25 protein-coding genes and 1 tRNA gene are annotated in these 23,325 nt (G+C 73.6%); 8 read left to right on the top strand and 18 right to left on the bottom strand.

The window, feature by feature from the left end:
* Positions 1-70: 70 nt before the first annotated feature.
* Positions 71-925 (bottom strand): Cof-type HAD-IIB family hydrolase, encoded by an 855-nt coding sequence (locus OG440_RS05270; protein ID WP_406005654.1) that lies wholly within the window; start codon positions 923-925, stop codon positions 71-73.
* Positions 926-1,045: 120 nt separating this feature from the next.
* Here OG440_RS05270 and OG440_RS05275 point away from each other — a divergent pair, with 120 nt between their 5' ends.
* The 5 genes from OG440_RS05275 to OG440_RS05295 all read left to right on the top strand — a co-directional run bounded on the left by OG440_RS05275 (position 1,046) and on the right by OG440_RS05295 (position 5,434).
* Positions 1,046-1,837, top strand: a complete 792-nt coding sequence (locus tag OG440_RS05275; RefSeq protein WP_406005655.1) for an SAM-dependent methyltransferase — start codon at positions 1,046-1,048, stop codon at positions 1,835-1,837.
* A gap of 63 nt (positions 1,838-1,900) precedes the next feature.
* Positions 1,901-3,304 carry a glutamine synthetase gene (locus OG440_RS05280; RefSeq protein ID WP_406005656.1) on the top strand — a complete coding sequence of 468 codons (1,404 nt, stop codon included), beginning with the start codon at positions 1,901-1,903 and terminating at the stop codon, positions 3,302-3,304.
* Position 3,305: 1 nt separating this feature from the next.
* Positions 3,306-4,451: an amidohydrolase family protein gene (locus OG440_RS05285; protein WP_406005657.1), complete on the top strand. Its 1,146-nt coding sequence runs from the start codon at positions 3,306-3,308 to the stop codon at positions 4,449-4,451.
* Positions 4,452-4,466: 15 nt separating this feature from the next.
* Positions 4,467-5,006: an NUDIX hydrolase family protein gene (locus OG440_RS05290; RefSeq protein ID WP_406005658.1), complete on the top strand. Its 540-nt coding sequence runs from the start codon at positions 4,467-4,469 to the stop codon at positions 5,004-5,006.
* Between the two features lie 2 nt (positions 5,007-5,008).
* Entirely contained in the window at positions 5,009-5,434 is a 426-nt protein-coding gene (locus OG440_RS05295; RefSeq protein WP_406005659.1) for a (2Fe-2S) ferredoxin domain-containing protein, read from the top strand.
* 80 nt (positions 5,435-5,514) lie between these two features.
* Here OG440_RS05295 and OG440_RS05300 read toward each other — a convergent pair whose 3' ends face one another.
* The 8 genes from OG440_RS05300 to tdh form a co-directional block, all read right to left on the bottom strand.
* The gene (locus OG440_RS05300; protein ID WP_406005660.1) at positions 5,515-6,195 is read right to left on the bottom strand and encodes a sigma-70 family RNA polymerase sigma factor; all 681 of its coding nucleotides are present in this window, start codon (positions 6,193-6,195) and stop codon (positions 5,515-5,517) included.
* A gap of 190 nt (positions 6,196-6,385) precedes the next feature.
* Positions 6,386-6,462 (bottom strand) — tRNA-Pro (locus OG440_RS05305).
* A 101-nt stretch (positions 6,463-6,563) separates the two neighbouring features.
* Positions 6,564-6,923, bottom strand: a complete 360-nt coding sequence (locus tag OG440_RS05310; protein WP_406005661.1) for an MmcQ/YjbR family DNA-binding protein — start codon at positions 6,921-6,923, stop codon at positions 6,564-6,566.
* Positions 6,924-6,953: 30 nt separating this feature from the next.
* A complete protein-coding gene (locus OG440_RS05315) occupies positions 6,954-7,481 on the bottom strand; it encodes a GNAT family N-acetyltransferase (RefSeq protein ID WP_406005662.1) in 528 nt (175 codons plus the stop codon).
* Positions 7,478-8,074, bottom strand: coding sequence for a helix-turn-helix domain-containing protein (locus OG440_RS05320; RefSeq protein ID WP_406005663.1), 597 nt, complete (start codon positions 8,072-8,074; stop codon positions 7,478-7,480). The genes OG440_RS05315 and OG440_RS05320 overlap by 4 nt, the downstream gene beginning before the upstream one ends.
* 46 nt (positions 8,075-8,120) lie before the next feature.
* On the bottom strand, positions 8,121-9,023 hold the full coding sequence (locus OG440_RS05325; RefSeq protein WP_406005664.1) for a LysR family transcriptional regulator: 903 nt from the start codon (positions 9,021-9,023) through the stop codon (positions 8,121-8,123).
* Between the two features lie 62 nt (positions 9,024-9,085).
* A complete protein-coding gene (locus OG440_RS05330; RefSeq protein WP_406005665.1) occupies positions 9,086-10,282 on the bottom strand; it encodes a glycine C-acetyltransferase in 1,197 nt (398 codons plus the stop codon).
* Positions 10,283-10,349: 67 nt separating this feature from the next.
* Positions 10,350-11,378: an L-threonine 3-dehydrogenase gene (tdh, locus tag OG440_RS05335; protein ID WP_406005666.1), complete on the bottom strand. Its 1,029-nt coding sequence runs from the start codon at positions 11,376-11,378 to the stop codon at positions 10,350-10,352.
* A 253-nt stretch (positions 11,379-11,631) separates the two neighbouring features.
* On the opposite strand from tdh, the gene OG440_RS05340 reads away from it, so the two are divergent.
* Positions 11,632-12,237, top strand: a complete 606-nt coding sequence (locus tag OG440_RS05340) for a GPP34 family phosphoprotein (RefSeq protein WP_406005667.1) — start codon at positions 11,632-11,634, stop codon at positions 12,235-12,237.
* Positions 12,238-12,283: 46 nt separating this feature from the next.
* On the opposite strand, the gene OG440_RS05345 is transcribed toward OG440_RS05340, so the two are convergent.
* The 6 genes from OG440_RS05345 to OG440_RS05370 form a co-directional block, all read right to left on the bottom strand.
* Positions 12,284-12,856 carry a GAF domain-containing protein gene (locus tag OG440_RS05345; protein WP_406005668.1) on the bottom strand — a complete coding sequence of 191 codons (573 nt, stop codon included), beginning with the start codon at positions 12,854-12,856 and terminating at the stop codon, positions 12,284-12,286.
* A 62-nt stretch (positions 12,857-12,918) separates the two neighbouring features.
* Complete coding sequence (locus OG440_RS05350; RefSeq protein ID WP_406005669.1) at positions 12,919-13,575, bottom strand: GTP-binding protein; 657 nt, start codon at positions 13,573-13,575, stop codon at positions 12,919-12,921.
* Positions 13,553-13,924 (bottom strand): DUF742 domain-containing protein, encoded by a 372-nt coding sequence (locus OG440_RS05355; RefSeq protein WP_020129490.1) that lies wholly within the window; start codon positions 13,922-13,924, stop codon positions 13,553-13,555. The genes OG440_RS05350 and OG440_RS05355 overlap by 23 nt, the downstream gene beginning before the upstream one ends.
* 2 nt (positions 13,925-13,926) lie before the next feature.
* Positions 13,927-14,361 (bottom strand): roadblock/LC7 domain-containing protein, encoded by a 435-nt coding sequence (locus OG440_RS05360; RefSeq protein ID WP_062642785.1) that lies wholly within the window; start codon positions 14,359-14,361, stop codon positions 13,927-13,929.
* 62 nt (positions 14,362-14,423) lie between these two features.
* Positions 14,424-16,829, bottom strand: coding sequence for an ATP-binding protein (locus tag OG440_RS05365; RefSeq protein ID WP_406005670.1), 2,406 nt, complete (start codon positions 16,827-16,829; stop codon positions 14,424-14,426).
* 310 nt (positions 16,830-17,139) lie between these two features.
* Complete coding sequence (locus tag OG440_RS05370; protein ID WP_406005671.1) at positions 17,140-18,369, bottom strand: MBL fold metallo-hydrolase; 1,230 nt, start codon at positions 18,367-18,369, stop codon at positions 17,140-17,142.
* A 179-nt stretch (positions 18,370-18,548) separates the two neighbouring features.
* On the opposite strand from OG440_RS05370, the gene OG440_RS05375 reads away from it, so the two are divergent.
* Together OG440_RS05375 and OG440_RS05380 are read left to right on the top strand one after the other, a co-directional pair.
* Positions 18,549-19,736 (top strand): Glu/Leu/Phe/Val dehydrogenase dimerization domain-containing protein, encoded by a 1,188-nt coding sequence (locus OG440_RS05375; protein WP_406005672.1) that lies wholly within the window; start codon positions 18,549-18,551, stop codon positions 19,734-19,736.
* A gap of 58 nt (positions 19,737-19,794) precedes the next feature.
* Complete coding sequence (locus OG440_RS05380; RefSeq protein ID WP_406005673.1) at positions 19,795-20,415, top strand: TetR/AcrR family transcriptional regulator; 621 nt, start codon at positions 19,795-19,797, stop codon at positions 20,413-20,415.
* Between the two features lie 159 nt (positions 20,416-20,574).
* Here the strand turns inward: OG440_RS05380 and OG440_RS05385 are convergent, their stop codons facing one another.
* The 3 genes from OG440_RS05385 to OG440_RS05395 all read right to left on the bottom strand — a co-directional run bounded on the left by OG440_RS05385 (position 20,575) and on the right by OG440_RS05395 (position 23,155).
* The gene (locus OG440_RS05385; RefSeq protein WP_406005674.1) at positions 20,575-21,336 is read right to left on the bottom strand and encodes an SIMPL domain-containing protein; all 762 of its coding nucleotides are present in this window, start codon (positions 21,334-21,336) and stop codon (positions 20,575-20,577) included.
* Between the two features lie 190 nt (positions 21,337-21,526).
* Entirely contained in the window at positions 21,527-22,312 is a 786-nt protein-coding gene (locus tag OG440_RS05390) for an SGNH/GDSL hydrolase family protein (RefSeq protein ID WP_406011259.1), read from the bottom strand.
* 126 nt (positions 22,313-22,438) lie between these two features.
* Positions 22,439-23,155: a DUF6250 domain-containing protein gene (locus tag OG440_RS05395; protein WP_406005675.1), complete on the bottom strand. Its 717-nt coding sequence runs from the start codon at positions 23,153-23,155 to the stop codon at positions 22,439-22,441.
* Between the last annotated feature and the right edge of the window lie 170 nt (positions 23,156-23,325).

Here is a 23,325-nt window from a genome sequence, read left to right on the forward strand (position 1 = left end):
GGAGAGCGGTCCCGGCGCCGCAGGCGGGATGCCGCGGGCGGGGTGCCTCAGGGAGGGGTGAACCCGGACGTCAGAGGTCCAGCAGGCGCGTGACGGTGCGCAGTACCCCGTTGTCGTTGTTGGAGGGCGCGAGGTGACGGGCGCGGCGCACGACCTCCGGGTGGCCGTTGGCCATGGCGAACGACCAGTCGGCGGCGTCCAGCATCTCCAGGTCGTTGAGATAGTCGCCGAACACCATGGTCTGCGCGGGCGTGATGCCCAGCTCCCGCTGGAGGGCGCGCAGCGCGGCGCCCTTGTTGGCGGTGCGGTTCATGACGTCGACCCAGTGCTCGCCGGAGACGACGACCTGGTGGGTCCGCGCGAAGGGCGCGAGAGCCGGCGCGGTGGTCCGCTCGGCGGACCCGAAGTCGAAGAGCGCGACCTTGATGATGTCGTCGCCGACGGCCGTGACGTCCTCGACGACCCGGTGCCGGACGTAGTACCGGCCCACCTCGGCCAGGAACGCCTCGTCGGCCCGCTCGACGTACGCGGACCGCTTCCCGCAGACGACGGCGCCCACGTCCACGCCGTCGGACGTCAGCCCCCGCACGGCGTCCATCACCCGCGCGACCACTCCCGGCGCCAGCGGATCGGAGCTCAGCTCCTCCCCGTCGCGCACCACGTAGGTGCCGTTCTCCGCTATGAACACCATGCCGTCGGCGACCTCGGCGAACTCCGCGGCCAGGGTCGCGTACTGGCGCCCGCTCGCCGGGGTGAACAGCACCCCGCGCTCCCGCAGCCGTGCCAGCGTCTCCCACAGGCCCTCGGGCACCTTCTTGTCGTCGTCGAGCAGCGTGCCGTCCATGTCGGTGACGACCAGCCGGATGTCGACGGGACCCGTCGGGGACGCGGACGCGGTCGGACGGGGGGCGTGCGAGTAGGGCATGGCCTGCTTCCTGGACGGGATCACCGGATTTTCACCCTACCGGGGACAACGGTGATCATCCGGCGGCACAATGACGGACGAGGCCCGTGACGCGGGCAGGACGTGAGAAGGAGCGGTCGCGTGAGCGGGTCGGCACGGCTCAACACCAGCGTCGCGCACAACGCGCGGGTGTGGAACTACTGGATCGGCGGCAAGGACAACTACGAGGTCGACCAGGGGGTCGGCGAGCATGTCGCCGGGATGTTCCCGCTCATCCGCGACATCGCGCGCGCGGACCGCTGGTTCCTGGGGCAGGCGGTGCGGTTCCTCGCCGAGGAGCGCGGGGTACGGCAGTACCTCGACATCGGCACCGGACTGCCGACGGCCGACAACACCCACGAGATCGCGCAGCGCATCGCGCCCGAGTCGCGGATCGTGTACGTCGACAACGACCCCATCGTGCTGGCGCACGCCCGGACGCTGCTGACCGGTACCGCCGAGGGCGTCACCGACTACATCGACGCCGATGTGCACGACCCGGCGGGGATCCTCGAACGCGCCGCGGGCACCCTGGACTTCGGCCGCCCGGTCGCGGTGATGATGCTGGGCATCCTCAACTTCGTCCTGGACTTCGACGCGGCCCGGACCATCGTCCGCGAGGTCATGGCCGACATGCCCTCCGGCAGCTTCCTGGTCCTGACGCACCCCACCCACGACAGCGCGGTGGGCGGCGAGGGCCAGATCCCGGCGATGAAGTTCTGGAACGAGAACGCGACCCCGCCGATCACCGCACGCTCCGGCGAGGAGATCGCCGAGTTCTTCGCGGGCCTCGACCTGCTGGAACCGGGCCTGGTGTCCTGCTCGCGCTGGCGCGGCGAGGCCGGCTCCCTCGCGGTGGTGCCGCAGTACGGCGCGGTGGCCGTGAAACCCTGACGGACGTACGGCACGCATGACGGACGTACGGCACGCAACGGACGTACCGACCGTGGAGGACGTATGACCACCCTTGCCGATCCCGTGCCCGGTGGGCGCCCCGGGGAGGTCGTGCGGGCCGGCGCGCTCGGCGGCGAGCTGGCGGCGAGAGGCGTGCACGGGATCGTCCTGGCCTACGTCGACACGGCCGGTATCGGCCGGGTCAAGACGATCCCCACGGCCGGGCTGGCCTCGGCGGTGGCCTGGGGCGTCGGGATGTCGCCGGTGTTCGACACGTTCCTGGCGAACGACCACATCGTCGCGACCGGGACGCTGGGCTCACCGGACGGCGACCTGCGCCTGTACCCGGACCTCGACCGGCTCGTGGCCCTCGCGGGGCAGCCCGGCTGGGCCTGGGCGCCGGTCGACCGCGTCACCCAGGACGGGGAGCGGCACCCCGGCTGCTCCCGCACCTTCCTGCGCCGCGTCGTCGCGGACGCGGCCCGCGAGCACGGGCTCGTCTTCAAGGCGGGCATCGAGATCGAGTGGTCGGTCGGCCTGGACTCGGCTCCCGCGGGGGAGTTCGTCCCGGCGGCCACGGGACCGGCGTACGGCGCGACCCGGCAGGTCGAGCTGAGCGAGTACACCGCCGAGCTGCTGGCCGCCTGCGCGGCGCAGGGCGTGGACGTCGACCAGATCCATCCGGAGTACGCGCCTGGCCAGTTCGAGATCTCCGTGGGCGCGCTCGACCCGGTGGCGGCGGCCGACCGCAGTGTCCTGGTCCGCCAGACGATCCGCGCGCTGGCCCGGCGCCACGGCCTGCGGGTGTCCTTCTCCCCCGCCGTCGTGGCGGAAGGGGTCGGCAACGGCGGACACGTCCATCTCTCCGCCTGGCGCGACGGCACGAACCTGCACTCGGGCGGTTCGCGGCGGCACGGCATGACGGCCGACGCGGAGTCGTTCACGGCCGGGGTGCTGGCCCGGCTCCCGGCCCTGACGGCGGTGACCGCGCCCAGTCCGGCGAGCTATCTGCGCCTCAAACCGTCCCAGTGGGCCGGGGTGTTCACCGCCTGGGGCCTGGAGACCCGCGAGTGCGCGCTGCGCCTGGTGCGCGGTACGGCCGGCCGGCGCGCGGAGCAGGCGAACCTGGAGGTCAAACCCGTCGACCTGGCCGCCAACCCGTACCTCGCCCTCGGCTGCCTGATCGCCGCCGGGCTGGCCGGGCTCGGGTCGGGCGCGGTCCTGCCCGAGGAGACGACCGGAGACCCGGCCCGGCTGGGCGCGCGGGAGGCCACCGCCCGGGGCGTGCGCAGGCTGCCGTCCTCGCTCGCCGGGGCCCTCGCCGAGTTCCGCGGCGACGAGGTGCTGCGGGCCGCGCTCGGGCCGGTCCTCGCCGACGCGGTGGGCGCCGTACGGCAGGGCGAGATCGACGCCGTCGACGGGCTCGACGACGAGCGGGTGGCCGCGGCCTACCGCTGGAAGTACTGAGATGCCCGGCGGACCGGTCCACGAGGCCCTCGCCGAGCTGGAACTGGTGGACCATCACTGCCACGGCGTCGTCGTCGACCCCCTGGACCGGCCGGGCTTCGAGGCGCTGCTCACCGAGGGCGACCGGTGGCCCGGCATGTCCGCCTTCGACACGCCCGCCGGGGTGGCCGTACGCCGCCACTGCGCGCCGCTGCTCGACCTGGAGCGGCACGCCCCGGCCGACGCCTACCTGGCCCGGCGCGCCGAACTCGGCCCGCGGGAGGTGAACCGGCGCTTCCTCGCCGCCGCCCGGACCGGCGTGTTCTGCGTCGACACCGGATTCGCCCCGCACCGCGTCACCACGCCCGCCGAACTGGCCGGGGCGGCCGGGGCCGACGGACCGGCGGTCGCCCACGAGGTCGTCCGGCTGGAGGCCGTCGCGGAGGCCGTGGCCGGACGGGGTGTCGAGGCCGACGGGTACGCCGACGCGTTCCGGGCGGCCGCCCTGGACGCGGTACGACGGCCGGGGGTGATCGCGGTCAAGTCGGTGGCCGCCTACCGGACCGGCTTCGACCTGGACCCGGCCCGGCCCCCGGACGCCGACGTCACCCGCGCCGCCCGGCGCTGGCTGGCGGGCGGCGGACGGCTGGCGGACCCGGTGCTGGTCCGGCACCTGCTGTGGACCGCCGTCGACCTGGGGCTCCCCCTCCAACTGCACACCGGCTTCGGCGACAACGACATCCGGCTGCACCGGGTGGACCCCAGCCGTCTCACGGACTGGCTGCACCTGACGGCGGGCACGATCCCCGTGCTGCTCCTGCACTGCTGGCCCTACCAGCGGCAGGCCGCCTATCTGGCCGCGGTGTTCGAGCAGGTGTACCTGGACGTGGGGCTCACCCTGCATCACGTGGGTCCCCCGCGAGCGCGGGCGGTACTGGAGGAGGCGCTGGAGATCACACCGTTCCGCAAACTGCTGTACAGCTCCGACGCCTATGGTGTTCCGGAGTTCTACCGGCTCGGCGCGCTGGCGTTCCGCAGGGGACTGGGGGAACTGCTCCAGGATCGGGTGGACGCCGACGAACTGGGCCTGCCCGACGCGCTGCGCCTGGCACGCTGGGCCGGAGCGGACAACGCCCGCCGGGTCTACCGGCTTCCCGACGGACACTGAAAGTATGATCGAACAATGTCTGACTTGACCGAAACCACGCCGGGTTGGCTGACCTCCGACGAGCTCGAGATGGCACGCGCCCGTATGCCGATCCTGTACGTCGAGGCCGTCCCCGTGCGCGTCGACGACAGCGGCGAAGTCACCAGCATCGGCCTGCTGCTGCGGATCGGACCGGACGGCAATGTCAGCCGGAACCTGGTCTCCGGCCGGGTCCTGCACCACGAGCGCGTCCGTGACGCCCTGCTGCGCCACCTGGAGAAGGACCTCGGCCCGGTGGCACTGCCCCGGGTGCCGACCTCGCTCCAGCCGTTCACGGTGGCCGAGTACTTCCCCACCCAGGGCGTCACCCCGTACCACGACCCCCGTCAGCACGCGGTGTCGCTGGCCTACATCGTGCCGGTGACCGGCGACTGCCGTCCCCGCCAGGACGCGCTGGACCTGTTGTGGTTCAGCCCGCAGGAGGCCGCGTCGCTCGCGGTGCAGAGCGAGATGCCGGGCGGGCACGGGTTCCTGCTGCGGCAGGCCCTGGCCCACGTGGGCCTCTCGGCCTCCTGAGCGTGATACCCGCGCCCACCGGCCGTCGCGCCCTGGTCGGCGCCGCCCGCAGTCGCCCCTGCACCCTCGTCGTGTGCAGGGGCTGCTGCTGCGGCGACGCCGCCAAACACCCCGGCTACGACCACGACTGGCAGCTGGCGCGGCTGCGGGCGGCCGCCGCCGACTCCGCCGGCGCCTTCGAGGTCCGTACGACGGACTGCCTCGGGCCCTGTGATCAGGCCAACGTGATCGTCGTCCAGCCCTCGGCCGGCGGACGCCGGGCCGGTGGCCGGGCCACCTGGGTCGGCTTCGCCATGGACGACGACTGCACGGAGGAGATCCTGACCTGGGCGGCGGCCGGCGGCCCGGGGATCGCGGCCCCGCCGGTCACGCTGGAGCTCCAGTTCATCAGCCCACCGCGGGAGGGGCGGGTCCGCAGCCGCCGGTGACGCCGCGCGCCGACCACCACCGCCGTGAGCGCGGTGGCCGGGGCCCTCGTCCGCACGCCGCCCGGTCGCGCGACCGCTTCTCACCGAGCGCCGGCCGCGGGCTCGCCGGCCTCGGTGAGCAGGCCGGCCAGGGTGGCGCGGGCACGGGCCACCCGTGAGCGGACCGTGCCGACCGGGCAGTCGCTCACCTCGGCCGCCTCCGCGTAGGGCAGCCCCAGCAACTGGGTCAGCACGAACGCCTCCCGCCGGTCCTCCGGCAGCGCGGCCAGCAGATCCAGCAGGACGACCCCGTCGTCGAAGCCGGGCAGTCCGCGCGGCTGGGCCAGTTCCACGGCCGCCTGCCAGTCGTCCCGGTCCGACAGGCGCGGCCGGACGGCGGCGGACCGGATGCTGTCGATCACCGCCCGGCGCGCGATGGACAGCAGCCACGCGCGCGCCGAGGAGCGTCCCTCGAACCGGTGCAGGCCGCTCAGCGCCCGCAGGAACGTGTCCTGCGCCAGATCGTCCGCCGCCTGCGGGTCGGCGCTCAGATGGGCCACGTACCGCACCACGTCGTGGTGCAGGGCGCGCACGAACCCCTCGACGGCCGCCGCGTCCCCGCCCCGAGCGGCCAGCGCCAGCGCGGTCGTCGACTCGTCGGCCTGCGCCGCCCGGCCGGCCCGCTTCGCGCGTGTCGCGCCGTGCGCCGTCCGGTGCTTCTCCGCCTTGGCGGAGTCGTGGAGTCTGTGATGCTTGTCGGCCTTGCCGTGCCCTGCGGTCATGGCGCCTCATCCTGGCAGCGGGGCCGCGGGGCGTCACTCGGGGTGAGGTGAATCCACAGGTAGTCCGGCCGACTCACAGCACAGGGCGACGCGGACACCTCGCCGCCTCGCACCGCGCGGCACGGCGTGGAAAACGACGAAGGCCGCTTCCACACTTTCGTGGAAACGACCTTCCGACCTGCGATGAAGCTGGTCGGGACGACAGGATTTGAACCTGCGACCCCTTGACCCCCAGTCAAGTGCGCTACCAAGCTGCGCCACGTCCCGTTGCCCATCTGACCTGGGGTTTCCCCTGGCCGAACACGCATGGAAACCATACCGCACTCGGGTCGATGGTCGCGCACCCGTTTCCCGCGGCCCGGCCGCCGTCACTCCCCCGGGGCCGCCCCCAGTTCCGGGTACGCCTCGAGCAGTCGCGTCGGGGCCGCCTGGCGCCACGAGTCGGAGAGGATGTCCCGCAGCTCGGCCTCGTCCTCCAAGGCGGCGAGGCGGGCCCGCACCCAGGCGAACTGGGCCTCGTGGTCGGCGATCCAGAACTTTCCCGGCTCGGCGAGCACCAGTTCGTCGCGTTCCTCCTTGGGGCAGCGCACGGCGAGGGAGGTCTCCTCCTCGGGCAGCGTGGCGAACATCTTGCCCGCGACCCGGAAAGTGGGCATGTTCCAGGAGATCTTCTCCGTGGTGTCCGGCAGGGACAGGGCGATACGGCGTACGTCTTCGGCGTCCGGCATGCTCCGCACCGTAGCGGCTGCCACTGACAGTCACCCGACGGCGACGTGCTTGTAGTACAGGGTGGTGGGGCGGAGGATCCCGGCCGGGTTCGCCGCGTAGTCCGGGATCACCCCGGCCCTGGTCCAACCGGCGGTGCGGTAGAGGCGTTCGGCGGGGCTGCCGGTCTCGGTGTCCAGGTGCAGCAGAGTGACGTCGGCCGCGGCGGCGCTCCGCTCGGCGGCGGTCAGGAGGGTGCGGCCGAGACCCCTGCCGCGGGCGTCCCGGTGGACGATCAGCTTGACGAGCTCGGCTCGGTGGCTGCTGTTGGGCTTGTCGGGGAAGGCCAGGCCGACGGTGCCGACCACCCGGTCCCGCTCGCCGTCCTGCGCCGTCCAGACCGCGAGCCGTCCGGCGGCCACGCCCTGCGCGCGTTCCTCCCACCACGCTTCGGCCGCCGCCCGGTCGAGCGGGGCGAGAAAGCCGAGCGAGGCGCCGTCGTCCACCGCGTCGATCAGCAAATCCGCCAACTCCGCCGCGCGGGCGCGCAGTCGGGAGGCGTCGAGCCGGGTCACCGTCATGGCAGCACCACCGCCAGCACGTACCGCACGTCCTCGTCGCCCGCGCACCGGAACCGGGTCGCACCCCACACCCGCAGGCGCAGACAGTCCCCGGCGCCGAGGTGATGCGCGATGTCCTCGGCCGTGACCTCGAGGGCGCCCTCCAGCACCCAGATGTGCTGCTCCAGGCCCGCCACGGGCGGCCGGTCGTAGGCGATGTCGGCGCCGACGGCGAGCCGGCCCTCGACCAGTTCGCCGCGCAGCGCGGGGTGCGGCGGCGACACGGAGCGCCGGACGAACCCGGAGACCCGGTCCTCCCAGACGGTCTGTTCGCCGGCGCGCACCAGCGGCGCGGGCTCCGCCTCCACCTCGCTGAGCAGCCGGGACATGGTCCGCCCGTAGACATGGCAGAGCCGGTTGAGCAGGGCGGCGGTCGGACTGGTCTCCGCGCGCTCGGCCCGTGACAGGGTGGACCGGCTGACGCCGCTGCGTTCCGCCAACTCCCCCAGGGACCAGCCGCGTTCGGCCCGCAGCTCGGCCAGTCGTCCGGCGATCCGCACGTCGACGGGGTCCGGTGACCCGGGCGCCTGCGCTCCGACTGTCTCGTGTCTCATATCCGGGAGGTTATCCCGGATATGAGACAGGGCTGTTACGGGCGGCTCACACCCTGGCCGCCTCGCCGAGCGCCTCCAGCACCGGCCGGATCAGCGGATGGCCCTCCGCCCCCCGGCGGACGGCCGCGAAGACCCGCCGGGTCGGCGCAACGCCGTCGACCGGCCGAACGACCACTCCCGTGAGGTCCATGCCGCGCAGCGCCGAGCGCGGGACGAGCGCCACGCCCGCGTCCGCCGAGGCCAGCGCGACGACCGCGCGGAAGTCGTCCGATGAGTGCTCCAGACGGGGCTGGAACCCGGCGTTCTCACAGGCCAGGACGACCACGTCATGGCAGGGGTTGCCCGGGTAGGGGCCGATCCACGGGTCCTTGGCCAGCTCGGCCAGCGGCACTTCGGGGGCATCGGCGAGGCGGTGGCTGACCGGGACGACCGCGTCGAAAGGCTCGGCGTAGAGCGCGACGTGCGTCAGCCTCGGATCGTCGGCGGCCGGGGCCCCGCGGTACTCGACGGCCACCGCGACATCGACCTGTCGGTCGAGCACCATCGGCAGACTGGCGTCGCCCTCGGCGTCCTGCACACGGATCCGGATCCCCGGGGCGGTGCCGGCCAGCCGGGCCACCGCGGGCGCCACGACCAGGGCGATCCCCGTCGCGAAGGCCGCTACCGTGACCGTGCCGGCCGCCCCGGAGCTGTAGGCGGCCAGTTCCGCCTCGGCCCGCTCCAGCTGGGCGAGGACGGCGTTGGTGTGGGCGAGCAGGATCTCGCCGGCCGGGGTGAGGCGTACGCCCTTGGCGCCACGCTCGACCAGCCGGTGGCCGGTCTCCTGCTCCAGGGCCGTCAGCTGCTGGGAGACGGCGGACGGGGTGAGGTACAGCGCGGCGGCGGCCGCGGTCACCGTGCGGTGGTCGGCCACCGCACGGAGGATGTGGAGCCGCCGCGCCTCGATCATGGATCGATTATCGCAAGATGTCCGGGCCGCTCAGACCGCCTGCGGCCCGGACCGCCTCCGGCTCAGGCAGCTTCCAGTTCGGCCCGGGCGGCGATGAAGGCGTCGACCGCGCGGTCGACGTCTTCCGTGGAGTGCGCGGCGGACAGCTGGACCCGGATGCGGGCCCGGTCCTGCGGGACCACCGGGTAGGAGAAGCCGATCACGTACACCCCGCGCTCCAGGAGCAGTTCGGCCATCCGGCCCGCCTTCGCCGCGTCGCCGATCATCACGGGCGCGATGGCGTGGTCGCCCGGCAGGATGTCGAAACCCTCGTCGGTCATCCGGCGGCGGAACAGCGCGGTGTTCTCGGCGAGCCGCACCCGCAGGTCGTCGGCCGACTCCAGCAGGTCCAGGACCTTCAGCGAGGCGGCGGCGATGACCGGGGCGAGCGTGTTGGAGAAGAGGTAGGGGCGGGAGCGCTGGCGGAGCAGGGCGACGATCTCCGCCCGGGCCGCCACATAGCCGCCGGACGCGCCGCCCAGCGCCTTGCCCAGGGTGCCGGTGATGATGTCGACGCGGTCCATCACCCCGTGCAGCTCGGGCGTGCCCCGGCCACCGGGGCCGACGAAGCCGACCGCGTGCGAGTCGTCGACCATGACCATCGCGTCGTAGCGCTCGGCGAGGTCGCAGATCTCGGCGAGCGGCGCCACGTACCCGTCCATGGAGAACACGCCGTCGGTGACGACGAGCCGGCGCCGCGCGTCGGAGGCGTCCTTCAACTGCCGTTCCAGGTCCGCCAGATCACGGTTGGCGTAGCGGAACCGGCGGGCCTTCGACAGCCGGATGCCGTCGATGATCGAGGCGTGGTTGAGAGCGTCGGAGATCACCGCGTCCTCAGGGCCGAGCAGCGTCTCGAAGACCCCGCCGTTGGCGTCGAAGCAGGAGGAGTACAGGATCGTGTCCTCCTGGCCGAGGAAGGCCGACAGCCTGGCCTCCAGCTCCTTGTGCACCTCCTGCGTCCCGCAGATGAAGCGCACCGACGCCATCCCGTAGCCCCAGCGGTCGAGGGCCTCGTGGGCGGCTGCGACGACCTCGGGGTGGTCGGCGAGGCCGAGGTAGTTGTTGGCGCAGAAGTTGAGGACCTCGCCGGGCCGGCCGCCCGCGGTGACGGCGACCGTGGCCGACTGCGGGCTGCCGATGACCCGCTCGGGCTTGTGCAGACCGGCGGCCCGGATCTCGTCGAGGGTGGCGCGGACGTCGTCGCGCACGGAGTCGAACATGGAAAGGCTCCTAAGAAATGCGGTGACTTGCGCGGTCCGGTCGAGGATCACGCGATCCGGTCGAGGGTCACGCGGTCCAGTCGAGGATGACCTTGCCGCCGAGGCCGCTCGCCGCGTCGGCGAAGGCCGCCTCGAAGTCGCGGTAGCCGTAGCGGCCGGTGATCACGGGGGCGAGGTCGAGGCCGCCCTCCAGCAGCACCGACATCGCGTACCAGGTCTCGAACATCTCGCGGCCGTAGATGCCCTTGATCGTGATCATCGAGGTGACGATCCGGGCCCAGTCGACGGGGAACTCCTCGGCGGGCAGTCCCAGCATCGCGATCCGGCCGCCGTGCGTCATGTTGGCGATCATGTCGCGCAGGGCCGCGGGCCGGCCGGACATCTCCAGGCCGATGTCGAAGCCCTCGCGCAGCCCCAGCTCCCGCTGCCCGTCCGCGATGGACGCCCGCGACACGTTCAGCGCGAGGCTCGCACCGATCTTGCGGGCCAGCTCCAGCCGCTCCTCGCTGACGTCGGTGACGACGACGTTGCGGGCACCCGCGTGCCGGGCGACGGCGGCGGCCATCAGCCCGATCGGTCCGGCGCCGGTGATCAGCACGTCCTCGCCGACGAGCGGGAAGGACAGCGCGGTGTGCACGGCGTTGCCGAACGGGTCGAAGATCGCCGCCACGTCGAGGTCCACCGGCACCCGGTGCACCCACACGTTGGACGCGGGCAGCGCGACGTACTCCGCGAAGGCGCCGTCGCGGCCGACGCCGAGCCCGACGGTGGCCCGGCACAGATGACGGCGCCCGGCGAGACAGTTGCGGCACTTGCCGCAGACGAGGTGCCCCTCGCCGCTGACCCGGTCCCCCACCTGGATGTCGGCGACGTCCCGGCCGGTGTCGACGACCTCGCCGACGAACTCGTGTCCGAGCACGAGCGGGGTGCTGATCGTCTGCCGCGCCCAGCCGTCCCAGGACCGGATGTGCAGGTCGGTGCCGCAGATACCGGTGCGCAGCACCCTGATCAGCACGTCACCGGGCCCGACGGCCGGCTCGGGGACGTCCGCGAGCCACAGTCCGGGCTCCGCCTTCTCCTTGACCAGCGCCTTCACGCTACGGCTCCTGTGGTGAGGGCCCGGCGCGAGCAGCCCGAAGGGCCCCGCGTCCGGGAAGACATGTGGATTCGCCCAGCAATCTGCCGCACTTCACCCGGCCCGGTCCATCGAGCTTTTCTTAAGCGCCGCCACAGCTCCGCTTCACACGGGTGGCCGCGCTCGGCCGGACCGGCTTCCCGCACACCACGGTGGGGCGTGCCACCCTGGACCGCAACCCTCACAAGGCCGGCCGACTGACGTGGAGTCTTCGATGACCACAGCACGGGACCTGATGCTCGTCGCGATGGACGTGGCGCCCGTGCGCCCCGTCGGGCAGGGCGAACTGTCGCTCGCCCTCGCGGGCGCCGAGGTGATCGATCTCGTCGGGACCGAGGCGGTCGCCCTCGACGGCGATCTTCTGGTGCCCGGCCTGGCGCCGGAACCGGACGACCGCCTGCTGGCCGACGCCGCGGCGGCACTCGTACGGACGGTGCCGTACGAGTCGGTCGAGGACTGGCTGTGGCGCCGCGGCAGCGGCCTGGCCGCGGCCTACGCGGCCCGCTTCGAGGCGGACGGCCTGGTCGGCCGGGCGCGCCACGGCCGGCTGCCCTTCCTGTCCGCGGGGACGGAGCCGCTCGACTCGCCGGACCGGCGCCGCGCCACCGGGCGCTGGGAGGCGGACGAGCCGGTTCTCGCGGCGCTGGGCGCCGCCGTGGGTCTGCGCGAGGAGCCCGCCGACGGCTTCCCGGACCTTCCCGGCGACACGGTCGTGACGGTGCTGGCGACGGTCGGCGACGCGGTGGCGGAACTCGAGGCCGTACGACAGCGGCGGTCCATCGAGGAGGCGGCCTTCGACAACATCTGGCGGGCCCCCTGACCGGCGCCCTCGGCCCCGGTGGCGGGACCGGGTTCCGGGGCCTGCCTCACGGCGCGGGGAACCCGTCGCTCTCCCGTCGCTGAAGCTGTCCGGCGAGTTCGGCGGCCGTCGACTTGATGGTCTCCAGACCGGCCCTTCCCCAGGGCCGGGGCGTGAGGTCGGCGACGCACACGGTGCCCAGCACCATGCCGCTCATGTCGATGAGCGGGGCGCCCAGGTAGGAGCGGATGCCGTACTCGTCGACGACCGGGTTGCCCGCGAAGCGCGGGTAGTCGCCCACGTCCTCCAGCACCAGCGCCTTGCGCCGTACGACGACGTGCGGGCAGTAGCCGTAGTCGCGGGGCAGCCGGCGGCCCACCTCGGGCTTGCCGCCGCGCGCGGCCCGGCCGCCCTGCGGGGTGTGCAGTCCGGCGAAGAACTGCCGTTCCTCGTCGAGGAAGTTCACCATGGCGTACGGCGCTCCGGCGACCGCGGCCAGACGGTCCGCGAAGGCGTCCAGGGCGGGTTCCGGCTGTGCCCCGAGACCCAGTCGGCGCAGCCTGCGGGCACGCGCGGGAGCCTCCCTGTCCTCCGGCGTGAGCAGCAGACGACCGGCCGGGCGCGGCGGGTCGTAGCTCATGGCCGGGTTCCGTCGCTGTGGACGTACGTCATATGTGGGCTCCGGGGCGTCGGGTGAGGGGATCACATGTGGGCGCCGCGGCTCGGCTGGGGTGCGGCCGGTGCGTGGGCGATGAGGTGTTTGACGAGGGTGAGCAGGGTCTGCACACCGGATGCGGAGATGCGGGCGTCGCACCGCACGACCGGGACGTCGGGGGCGAGGTCGATGGCGGCGCGCACCTCCTCGGGGTTGTAGCGGTGGGAGCCGTCGAACTCGTTGACGGCGATGATGAAGGCGAGTCCGCGCTCCTCGAAGAAGTCGACGGCCGCGAAGCACTCCTCCAGGCGGCGGGTGTCGGCGAGGATGACCGCGCCGAGGGCGCCCTCGGAGAGTTCGTCCCACATGAACCAGAACCGCTCCTGGCCGGGTGTGCCGAACAGGTAGAGGACGTGCGTCGGGTCGAGGGTGATACGGCCGAAGTCCATGGCGACGGTCGTCTCGACCTTGTTCTCGATGCCGTCGAGGTTGTCGGTGGCGGCACTGACCGTGGTGAGCAGCTCCTCGGTGCTGAGCGGCGCGATCTCGCTCACGGCGCCGACGAAGGTCGTCTTGCCGACCCCGAAACCGCCCGCGACCAGGATCTTCAGTGCCGTGGGAAAGGGGTCCGAGCCGCCGCCGGGGGCGCCGTACTCGCGGTGCCCGTCGTACGCGTCGTACTCAGAGCTGTCGTCGTAGTCCATCGAGCACTGCCTCCAGAAGGGCCCGGTCGGTGGGGATGTGGTGGTACTCGGGGGGCTTGGTGGTCAGCGCCCCGCAGTCGAGGAGGTCCGAGAGCAACACCTTGGTGACCGCGGCCGGCAGCTTGAGATGGGCCGCGATCTCGGCCACCGACACGGGTGCGCGGGTCAGGTGGAGCGCGGTCGCGTGCTCGGGACCGAGGTAGCCGAGAGGGGTCGCCCCGGTGGCCATCACCTGCGACATGAGGTCGAGGGCGACACTCGGCTTGGTCCGGCCGCCGCTGACCGTGAACGGGCGCACCAGCCGTCCGGCCGCGTCGTCGAGCCAGGGCCCGTCTCCGGCCGCCGCCACGCTCAAGGCCCCATCACCGACGGTTCGACGGCGTGCTGCCGGGGCGCGGTCATGAGATACGGCCGGACGCTCTTGACAAGCATCGACATCTCGTAGCCGAGCACGGCCGCGTCGGCCTCCCGGCCGGCGAGCACCGCGAGACACGCGCCGGAGCCGGCGGTGGTGACGAACAGCAGCGTCGAGTCGAGTTCGACGACGACCTGGCGCACGTCCCCGCCGTCACCGAACCGGACGCCGGCGCTCCGGCCGAGGGAGTACAGGCCGGAGGCCAGGGCGGCCATGTGGTCGGCGCTGTCGGGGTCGAGGCCGTGGACCGACTTCACCAGCCCGTCGCAGGAGAGCAGCACCGCGCTCAGGGTGTGCGGTACGCGCTGCACGAGGCCGCTCATCAGCCAGTCGAGATCGGATACCTGGCCGGTCGGCGCATCGCTCGCCATGGTGGATCGACTCCTTGAGGTACGAAGGTCTGCGGGAGCGCTGGGGGTGGGGGTGACCGTGCTCATCCGGCGGGTGCGCTCCCGTCGTGCCGGGCGGTGGATCGGTCGGGACCGGGCAGGTCCGGTCCGTCGAGCGCGCCGTACGCCTCGGGCGGCGCGGCGGCGGGGGTGGCGCGCGCCTGCGGTATGCGGGACGGGTGCGGCGGTCGTCCGTCGGCGTCGCCGGGGAACGGCACCGGCCGGCCCGCTTCCGGGCCCTCGCCCGGGGCGCCGCCGGTGACGCCATCGCGGCCCGCCCGTGCGGGCTCGTGGCCCGGCACCGGGCCGGCGGCCGGGTCGAGCAGGACCCCGAGGGAAGCGGACGGGCGGAACGGTGCCGGGTCCAGGGCCTCCGCCTCCAGGCTCTGCTGGGCCTCGGCCAGGCCGATGCCGCGCTGGAAGGCGGCCATCAGGCCGGGGTCGTGCTCGGCGGGCTGCTCGGAGTCCTGGCGGGGGGCCGGGCCGCCGCGCAGCTGGGGAACGATGTGCTCCTGGGCACGGCGGCGGGGCAGCCGGGGTTTGCCCATGGTGCCGCGCACCGTGCCGACACGCGGGGTGGGCGCGATGCCCGCGTGCTCCTCGACGACCGGCCGGTCGCCGCGCCGGATGCCGGGCACCGCCTCGGCCGGGTTGGGCCGTGCCGCGCGGTCGCCCCGGACGGGCAGGGGCGCGGGCGCGCCCGGCCGCTGCGCCGTCGGGTCGGCGGGGGCGGGACGGGGGGGTGGGGGCGGTGCGGCCGCGTGGGCGGGCCCGGAGCCGCCCGGGTGCCGTTGTCCGGAGGGCTCGACCAGGGGCGTCCCCGCGCCGGAGGTGTCGTCCCCCGTCGGAGAAGGTGCCGGGGCAGGGGCAGGGTTCCGCTCCGCACCCGGGATGTGCCACGGCTGCGGCGTCCCGGCCGGCGGGCCGGGAGGCATGGCGCCGCCCGTCACCCGTACCGGCACGAACGACCGCCCGGCACCGTCGGTGTCCCGCGCAGGGGACGGCGTCTCGCGCGGGTGCGCGAGGCCCGTCGGCCGGTCCCCGCCCGCGCTGTGCCGCGGCTCGTGCGGCTGCGCGGGTCCGGGTGTCGGGGTGGCCTGCCGCCGGGGAGCGGGCGGCAGGGGCGGCCGTACCGGGTTGCCCGGCGCGGCGGGTGCGGCCGGGTCCGCAGGTGCGGCGGGCGCGAGGGGCAGACCGGCGCCGTCGGTGTCCGGTCCTCGTGGCACCGCGCCGAGGACGCCGGGCGCGGAGCCCAGCAGCGCCTGCGGCACGACGAGGACGGCCTGGACACCGCCGTAGATGTTGCTCTGGAGACGGACCCGGATGCCGTGCCGCCGGGCGAGCTGGGAGACGACGAACAGGCCGATGCGGCCGTCGGCGAGCAGCCGGCCGACGTTGACCTGGTCGGGGTCGGCGAGCAGGGCGTTCATCCTGCTCTGCTCCTCGACGGGCATGCCGAGGCCCCGGTCCTCGACCTCGACGGCGAGCCCGGAGGTGACGAGGTTGGCGCGCAGCAGCACCTGGGTGTGCGGGGCGGAGAACACCGTGGCGTTCTCGACGAGTTCGGCGAGCAGGTGGATGACGTCGGCGACGGCGTGGCCGCGCAGTTCGCCGTCGATGGGCGGGACGAGCTTGACCCGGGCGTACTGCTCGACCTCGGCGATGGCGGAGCGCAGCACCTCGGTCATGGAGACCGGGTTGCTCCACTGCCGCCGGGAGACGGCCCCGCCGAGGACGGCGAGGTTCTCCGCGTGGCGGCGGATGCGGGTGGCCAGGTGGTCGACGTGGAAGAGGCCCTTGAGGAGGTCGGGGTCCTCGATCGCGTTCTCCAGCTCGTCGAGGATCGAGATCTCGCGGTGCACGAGGGACTGAAGGCGTCGCGCGAGATTGACGAAGACCTCCAGCTTCTGTTCGCTGCCGGCCTGGCTGGACAGCTGCGCGGCCTGCACGACGGCCGTGACGGCGCCGTCGTGGGCCCGGGCCAGGTCGGCGGCGAGCAGCTCGAAGTCGTCCGCGTCGCCGGGCGGGCCGCCGCGCGAGGTGCGCCGGGGCGGGACCTCGCCGCGGCGCAACGCCTCGATGACGGCACGCAGTTCGGCCTCGCCGCGCGCGCTGCCGCGCCGCAGGGCCGCCACGCGGTCACTGACCGAGCGGGCGGCGCGGTCCGCGGCCACGGCGGCGATCGCGATGCCGACGCCGGTCACCGCGACGGCTCCGGCGAGGACCGCCCACAGGGTCACGCCGGGCCGGACGCCGGAGGAGCGCACGGTGAACAGGACCACCGCGCAGGCGCTGAGGGCGACCGCGGTCGGCGGGAGCACGGCGAGCCGCAGCAACTGGGGCCGTATGTGTGTCTCGGCCGACGCGGGTGCGGGGCGGGCGACCGGCCGTCCGTGCCGCCCGCCCTCACGGCGGTCGGCGCGTGTGGCGGGTGCGCGGAGGTGAGACATCGGTGTCCTCGTACTGGTCCGTCGAGCCTGGCTGTCGGTCGGGGGAGCCGAAGAATTCGGCCCGGTGTCGCCCGACGGCCACTCACAGTAGTCGGCAACGTGTCAGGTGCGATGGGCAGTTGACAAAGTCACCCGCCGAGCGTCCCGCTCTGGTATGAGGCTTCGCACGACAGACCGATAAGGCCGCACCACCCGGGAGGCAATACGGAAAGATGTCGATCAGACCTGGTCGGAGGTGGTCCGGAAACGACCGTGCGGGCCGGGGAGCTTTTCGCTCCCCGGCCCGCACGGTCGAACGTTTCCGGTGCCGTCAGCCCGCCGGGACCGCCTCCGGCGCGTCGCCGCCCTCGACGGCATCCCGCCGTTCGTCACTCTCGGTATCGGCTTTGGCCTTCGTTACCGTGGCGATCAGGGGCTGCCATCCGGCGGCCGGAGCGAGTGCCACATTGCGCCACCACGGCTCGTCCGGGACGGTCTCGGCGTCGGGCTCGAAGGGCTCGCCCGGCCGGGGCAGGGCGGCCCGCGCCCCGACGGCCCGCGCGGCGGCCAGGGTGCCCTCCCCCGGGTCGGTCCACGCGTGGGTGGCGAGGTTGAACGTGCCCCAGTGGATCGGCAGCATCACTCCGCCGGAACCGCCCTGGAGGTCCAGGTGGGCGCGCATGCCCTCCTCGGGGGTCATGTGGATGTCGGGCCAGAAGTCCGAGTAGGCCCCGATCTGGATCATGGTCGCGTCGAACGGGCCGTGCTCGGCGCCGATGTCCTTGAACCCGTCGAAGTAGCCGGTGTCGCCGCTGTGGTAGATCCGGTGCTCCTCGCCCGCGACCACCCAGGACGCCCACAGGGTGTGCTGGGTGTTGCGCAGGCCGCGGCCGCAGAAGTGCCGGGCCGGGGTGGCGGTCAGGGTGAGTCCGCCGACCTTCGTCGCCTCGTGCCAGTCCAGCTCCCGCACCCGGTCGGCGGACACACCCCAGTGTTCGAGGTGCGCGCCGACACCGAGCGGCACCGCGAACAGGGTGTCCGTGTCCGCGAGCGCCTTGATCGTGGGCAGGTCCAGATGGTCGTAGTGGTCGTGGGAGATGACGACGACGTCGACCGGGCCCAGCGCGGCCAGCGGCAACGGGACCGGGTGCAGCCGCTTGGGCCCCGCGAAGGCGAACGGGGAGCAGCGCTCGCCCCAGACGGGGTCGAACAGCACGCGCTGCCCGTCGATCTCGGCGAGCACGCTGGAGTGACCCATCCAGGTCAGCCGCAGTCCCGTCGCCGGCGGCCTGGCGAGATCGGCCAGGGTGGTGGGGTGCACCGGTACGGTGCCCGAGGGGGCGCGGCGGGGGCGCTGGTCCTTGTCGAAGAAGACCTTGGCGAAGTCGAGCGTGGAGCCCGAGGGGCGGGTCCGTGCCGGACCGCCGGGGTTCTGGAAGACGCCGTCCTTGTAGTGGGGCGATCTGCGGATGCGCGCGAGGCGCTCGCCGCTCGGATCCGCGCCGAAGGCCGCGGGCTGTAGAGCGCGGAGCCCGGAGCTCAGGGAACGGAAACCGGACACGGTACCTCCAGAGAAGTCGCTGAGGCGTTCCATTATGGTCGCCCGCTCCCACAACGCCCGGGTCACCCCGGTCATTCCGGGCGAGCCTTCTTTGACACGGCGCCGCCGCGTTCCGATACTGACCCACTGTTCAGTACCAGCCGTTTCACCCGTACCGGCCCGCCGGTCGAGGAGTCCGTATGACCTCCCCCTTCCTGTCGCTCACCTGGACCGACCACGTCACCGGGCGCCAGGGCCACCTGGTCGTCGACCGGCTGGTGCGCGGCGTGTGCAGCGGCGGGCTGCGGATGCGGGCGGGCTGCACCCTGGAGGAGGTGACCGGGCTGGCCCGCGGCATGAGCCTCAAGGAGGCGCTGCACTACGACCCCGAGGCCCGCTACGTCCCCCTGGGCGGAGCCAAGGGCGGTATCGACTGTGATCCACGGGACCCGGAGGCGTACGGACTGCTGGTGCGCTACCTGCGGGCGGTGCGGCCGTACGTGGAGAGCTGCTGGACCACCGGCGAGGACCTGGGGCTGACCCAGGACCTCGTGGACCGGGCGGCCGCCGAGGCGGGGCTGGTGTCGTCCGTGCAGGCGGTCTATCCGCTGCTGGACGACGAGTCCGCCGCCCGCGAGCGGCTCGCCGCGGCCTTCGCCGTCGAGGTCGACGGCATCGGTCTGGACGAACTGGTGGGCGGCTGCGGGGTCGCCGAGTCCGTGCTCACGGCTCTGGACCGGGCCGGCGTGGCCCACGCCGGGACGCGGGTCGCCCTGCAGGGGTTCGGCACCATGGGCGGCGCCACCGCGCGCTTCCTCACGCGCGCGGGGCTGACCGTCGTGGCCGTCGCCGACGTCAAGGGCACCATCGCCCACCCGGCCGGTCTCGACGTGGAGGCGCTGCTCGCCGCGCGGGACGCCCACGGCACCGTGGACCGCGCCGTACTGCGGCCGGGAGACCTCGAGCTGCCCGGCGACGCCTGGCTGTCGGTGGAGGCGGAGGTGCTGGTGCCGGCCGCGGTGTCGTACGCCATCGGGGTCGAGGAGCAGGAGCGGATCGGCGCCCGGTGGATCGCCGAGGCCGCCAACATGCCCCTCCTGCCGGAGGCGGAGAAGCTGCTGCACGCGCGCGGGGTGAGCGTGTTGCCGGACGTCGTCGTCAACTCCGGGACGAACGCCTGGTGGTGGTGGACGCTGTTCGGCGACATCGGCGCGGACGCGACCGAGGCCTTCGCCCACACGCGTCGCTCGATGCGCGCCCTGGTGGAGCTGGTGCTGGCCCGCGCCGAGGCGGACGGCACCACGCCCCGGGCCGCCGCGCACACGATCGCCGAGCAGCGGCTGCCGGTGATCGCGGAACGCTTCGGGCGGTACCGGCCCGCTCCGTGAGGGTCCGTCGCCACGGACCCGTCCGGCGTCGCTCGCGCCGACGGATTAGGGTGACGGCGTGGTGAGGGTCCGGTTGAGTGTGGCCGAGCGGCGCGAGGAGCTGCTGCGGGCGGCCATCGAGCAGATCGAGGCGCGGGGCGTGGCGGCGGTCAGGATCGCCGACGTGGCCGCGGCCCTCGGTGTGAGCAACGCGCTGGTGCTCTACCACTTCTCGACGAAGGAGAAGCTCGTCGCCGACGCGTTCGCCTACGCGGCCGAGGGCGACCTGGCGAAGCTGCGCAAGCTGGTCGGCCGCCGGACCACGGCACTGCGCCGGCTGCGGTCGGCGGTGCGCTGGTACGCGCCCACGGGACAGGCCAAGGGCTGGCGGCTGTGGATCGAGGGCTGGGCGGTGTCGCTGCGCGAACCCGCGCTGCGGGAGGTCGCGCGCGATCTCGACAGGGAGTGGAAGGCGGCCCTCGCCGAGGTGATCGCGGAGGGCGTGGCCGCGGGCGAGTTCCGGTGTCCGGACCCGGCGGGCACGGCGCTGCGCCTGACGGCCCTGCTCGACGGACTCGCCGTACAGCTGACGTCCTACGCGGGCACGGTGTCCCGGGTCCGGGCCCAGGAGTGGGTCGACGAGGCGCTGGCCCGGGAACTCGGTCTGGACCACACGGCGCTGACCGCCCAGGAGCGCTGAGCGACCGGCCGTCGCCGCGATCCGGCCGGAGCCCGGCACGTCTGCCGGCCGGCCGTGGAGGTGGACGGCCCCCTCCGCGGAGAACCGCCTCCCGAGTGGTCCGGCGCCCCACCGGCCCGGCGACGCACTCGCGCCGGTGACGCACTCGGGCCCGGCGGCTCAGTCCAGCTCGTACACCGCCGTCACCGTCGCCGTCGCGCGGATCTCGCCGGGCGCGACGGGCACACCGCCGAGACCGGCACCGGGGGTGTCCGCGGCCGACGGCGCCGGGCGCGGGGAGCTGGAGGCGTCCTCGCTGAGCGAGACGAGCCGGCCCAGGCGGTGGCCGCCGAGGCGGGCGTACTGCTCGGCCTTGGCGTGGGCGTCGGCGTGCGCGGCCTCGCGTGCGCCGGCCCGCAAGGGAGTGGGGTCGGCGACGTCGAAGGCCACGAAGCCGATCCGCCCGGCGTCACCGGCGGCGTCGGTGACCGCCTGCACGACCGCGCCGACCTTCGTCACGTCACGCACCTTCAGGGAGAAGGACTGCGCGGCCTGATAACCCGTCAGCCGGGCGGTGCCGCCCGTGTGGTCGTAGACGGCGTCGAGGGAGAGGCTCTCCGTACGGATGTCCCGGTCGGCGACGCCCTGCGCGCGGACGGCGGACAGCAGCGCGGCGGCCGCCTTGTTCTGGGCGTCCAGCGCGGACTGCGAGGTCTTGGCGGAGGCTTCGACGCCCGCGCCGACGACCGCGAGGTCGGGCGGCGCGCTCGCGCTGCCCTCGCCGGTGACCGTGACGGTGGCGGGGCTGTCCGGTGCGAGCGGACGGGCCGTCGCGGCGGGGTGGGCGGGCTGCGCGGCCACCGTGGAGGCGGTGAGCGCGGGGATGCTTAGGGCGAGCAGGGAGACGAGGGCCGCGGCGACGGACGTACGGGGAAGGGGCATACGGGACCGGTCCTTGGAGGCGTCGGGCGGTGCCCGGTGCGGATGCGGGGGGCGAGCGCGGGCGGGGGTGCGGTCATCCCAGCACCCGTGTCCGGCCCCGCCCGGGCACCACTCCCGTGCGATCACCTCACTGGTGGAGCGGCCGGCCGTGCGTCGTCCACGGCCGGCCGCGTGCCACCCGGCCGCGGGTTCAGGCCACGGCCGCTATCCGCATCCGGATGTCGTCCGGCGACAGCGTGCCCTTGGCGGTCACGTGGTCACCGGAGGACTCCCCGCGCAGCCGGCGCCCGATCCACGGCACCAGGTACTCGCGCGCCCAGTGGACGTCGTCGCGCCGCACGTCCAGCGTGCCGCGCGGCGGGAGGAGCGGCCACGGCTGCTCCGGGTCGGCCGGTACCTCGATGCCGAGGGCCTGCCCACCGCGCAGCGCCACGCGCGTGTGCCCCTCCGGGGAGAGGTGGAGCCGGTCGCCGTCCCAGGCCCTGCGGTCCTGGATGGACTTCAGGGACCACAGGTCGAGCACCGGACAGCCGTAGCGGTCGGCCACGGCACGGACGTGCCCGTTGTAGGTGGCGATCTTGCCGCGCAGATGCTTGAGCACGGGGATGCCACGGGTGTCGAAGCCGGTCGTCACCATGACGGTGCCGGCTGCGGCGGTCAGGGCCGAGATCGCGCGTTCGAAACGCTCGGCGACCTCGTCCGGGTCGGTGCCGGGACGGAGGATGTCGTTGCCGCCCGCGCAGAAGGAGACCAGGTCCGGGGCGAGTTCCACCGCCCTGGGGAGTTGGTCCTCGACGATCTGGTCGAGCAGCTTCCCGCGGACCGCGAGGTTGGTGTAGTTGAAGTCGCCCTCGGGTCGCCGGTCGGCGAGGAGCACCGCGAAGCGGTCCGCCCAGCCGACGAACGCCCCGTCGGGGCCGGGGTCGCCGACGCCCTCGGTGAAGCTGTCCCCCACCGCCACGTACGACCCGATCACTGATCTGTCGTCACTCTTCGAATCGTCTGCCACAGCCGTTCATCATTCACCTTCGAATGTGACCTACGCGATCGTAGGAAGGGGTTGACGGTCGGTGAGATAAGACACCCGTAAAGAGTTGACCAATCAGGGAATAAGCGACCACGCCCGGAAGTCGTTGATCCGGAAATGACTCCAGGTGGTACGAAAGGCGAAGTGCCCGCCCGTGTAGGGCTCCGGGTCGGTGAAGTCGAAGACGAGCCGGCCGTTGTTCCACCAGCGGACGACCGAGCCGTCGGAGACGACGCGGACGTGGTTCGGCTCGTTCGCGACGAGCAGCGGCTCGGTGTAGTCGTAGACCAGCGGCCGGACCCCCGCCTCGCCGACGTAGCGGCGCAGCCGGGTCGTGGTGTTGGTGTTGGCGCCGTAGCCGACGTAGTACGCCTTCAGGTAGTCGTACTCGGCGAGGGCGCCGCCGCGCCGGGTGGCGAAGAGGTCTTCCGGGGAGCGCACGTCGACGGCGTTCCAGAAGTTGTTGAGGTCGGAGACGCGGTCGTGGACCCCGCCCGCGGAGACGGGTGTGGCGACGTACTCGAGGACGTACGGTCCCGTGAGCGGCCGCTTGAACCAGATCGTCGCCCCGGCGGGGACGTCGACCTCCAGGGTCCCGCGGGAGGCGGTGACCGTCCCGCCCTGTTCCAGTTCGACGGCCCACTGGCGCAGGCCGTGGCGGAAGTCGTCGTGGGCGATCAGGCGGCGACGGCGGGGCCCGGCACTCGCGGCGCTCGCCGCGGCCGCCGGGGCGAAGGCGCCCAGCGCGGCACCGGCGGCGAGAGCTCCGAACGTCCTGCGGGTGGTCGACATGGGGCCAACTCCTTCGATGGGCGGGGGCACCGAGACGCGGCTCGGTATCCCGGCGGGTCTCGGCGCCGTCGGCAGAGACGACAGAAAGCGCTTGCTCGCCGATGGAGATCACTGTGTCCCGAGTCCGCCCCACCTGTCGACGGGACAAAGGGGGCCGCCACATGACCGCA

It is taken from the genome of Streptomyces sp. NBC_00637, assembly GCF_045161545.1.
Classification (GTDB): Bacteria; Actinomycetota; Actinomycetes; order Streptomycetales; family Streptomycetaceae; genus Streptomyces.

Excerpts from the sequence above, each read along its gene's own strand:
- OG440_RS05285 (WP_406005657.1), top strand. The coding sequence starts at position 3,306 with ATGCCCGGCGGACCGGTCCACGAGGCCCTCGCCGAGCTGGAACTGGTG.
- OG440_RS05340 (WP_406005667.1), top strand. The coding sequence starts at position 11,632 with ATGACCACAGCACGGGACCTGATGCTCGTCGCGATGGACGTGGCGCCC.
- OG440_RS05375 (WP_406005672.1), top strand. The coding sequence starts at position 18,549 with ATGACCTCCCCCTTCCTGTCGCTCACCTGGACCGACCACGTCACCGGG.
- OG440_RS05325 (WP_406005664.1), bottom strand. The coding sequence starts at position 9,023 with ATGATCGAGGCGCGGCGGCTCCACATCCTCCGTGCGGTGGCCGACCAC.
- OG440_RS05360 (WP_062642785.1), bottom strand. The coding sequence starts at position 14,361 with ATGGCGAGCGATGCGCCGACCGGCCAGGTATCCGATCTCGACTGGCTG.
- OG440_RS05320 (WP_406005663.1), bottom strand. The coding sequence starts at position 8,074 with ATGAGACACGAGACAGTCGGAGCGCAGGCGCCCGGGTCACCGGACCCC.
- OG440_RS05330 (WP_406005665.1), bottom strand. The coding sequence starts at position 10,282 with ATGTTCGACTCCGTGCGCGACGACGTCCGCGCCACCCTCGACGAGATC.
- OG440_RS05290 (WP_406005658.1), top strand. The coding sequence starts at position 4,467 with ATGTCTGACTTGACCGAAACCACGCCGGGTTGGCTGACCTCCGACGAG.
- OG440_RS05270 (WP_406005654.1), bottom strand. The coding sequence starts at position 925 with ATGCCCTACTCGCACGCCCCCCGTCCGACCGCGTCCGCGTCCCCGACG.
- OG440_RS05300 (WP_406005660.1), bottom strand. The coding sequence starts at position 6,195 with ATGACCGCAGGGCACGGCAAGGCCGACAAGCATCACAGACTCCACGAC.
- OG440_RS05385 (WP_406005674.1), bottom strand. The coding sequence starts at position 21,336 with ATGCCCCTTCCCCGTACGTCCGTCGCCGCGGCCCTCGTCTCCCTGCTC.
- OG440_RS05280 (WP_406005656.1), top strand. The coding sequence starts at position 1,901 with ATGACCACCCTTGCCGATCCCGTGCCCGGTGGGCGCCCCGGGGAGGTC.
- OG440_RS05395 (WP_406005675.1), bottom strand. The coding sequence starts at position 23,155 with ATGTCGACCACCCGCAGGACGTTCGGAGCTCTCGCCGCCGGTGCCGCG.
- OG440_RS05365 (WP_406005670.1), bottom strand. The coding sequence starts at position 16,829 with ATGTCTCACCTCCGCGCACCCGCCACACGCGCCGACCGCCGTGAGGGC.
- OG440_RS05310 (WP_406005661.1), bottom strand. The coding sequence starts at position 6,923 with ATGCCGGACGCCGAAGACGTACGCCGTATCGCCCTGTCCCTGCCGGAC.
- OG440_RS05350 (WP_406005669.1), bottom strand. The coding sequence starts at position 13,575 with ATGGACTACGACGACAGCTCTGAGTACGACGCGTACGACGGGCACCGC.
- OG440_RS05315 (WP_406005662.1), bottom strand. The coding sequence starts at position 7,481 with ATGACGGTGACCCGGCTCGACGCCTCCCGACTGCGCGCCCGCGCGGCG.
- OG440_RS05345 (WP_406005668.1), bottom strand. The coding sequence starts at position 12,856 with ATGAGCTACGACCCGCCGCGCCCGGCCGGTCGTCTGCTGCTCACGCCG.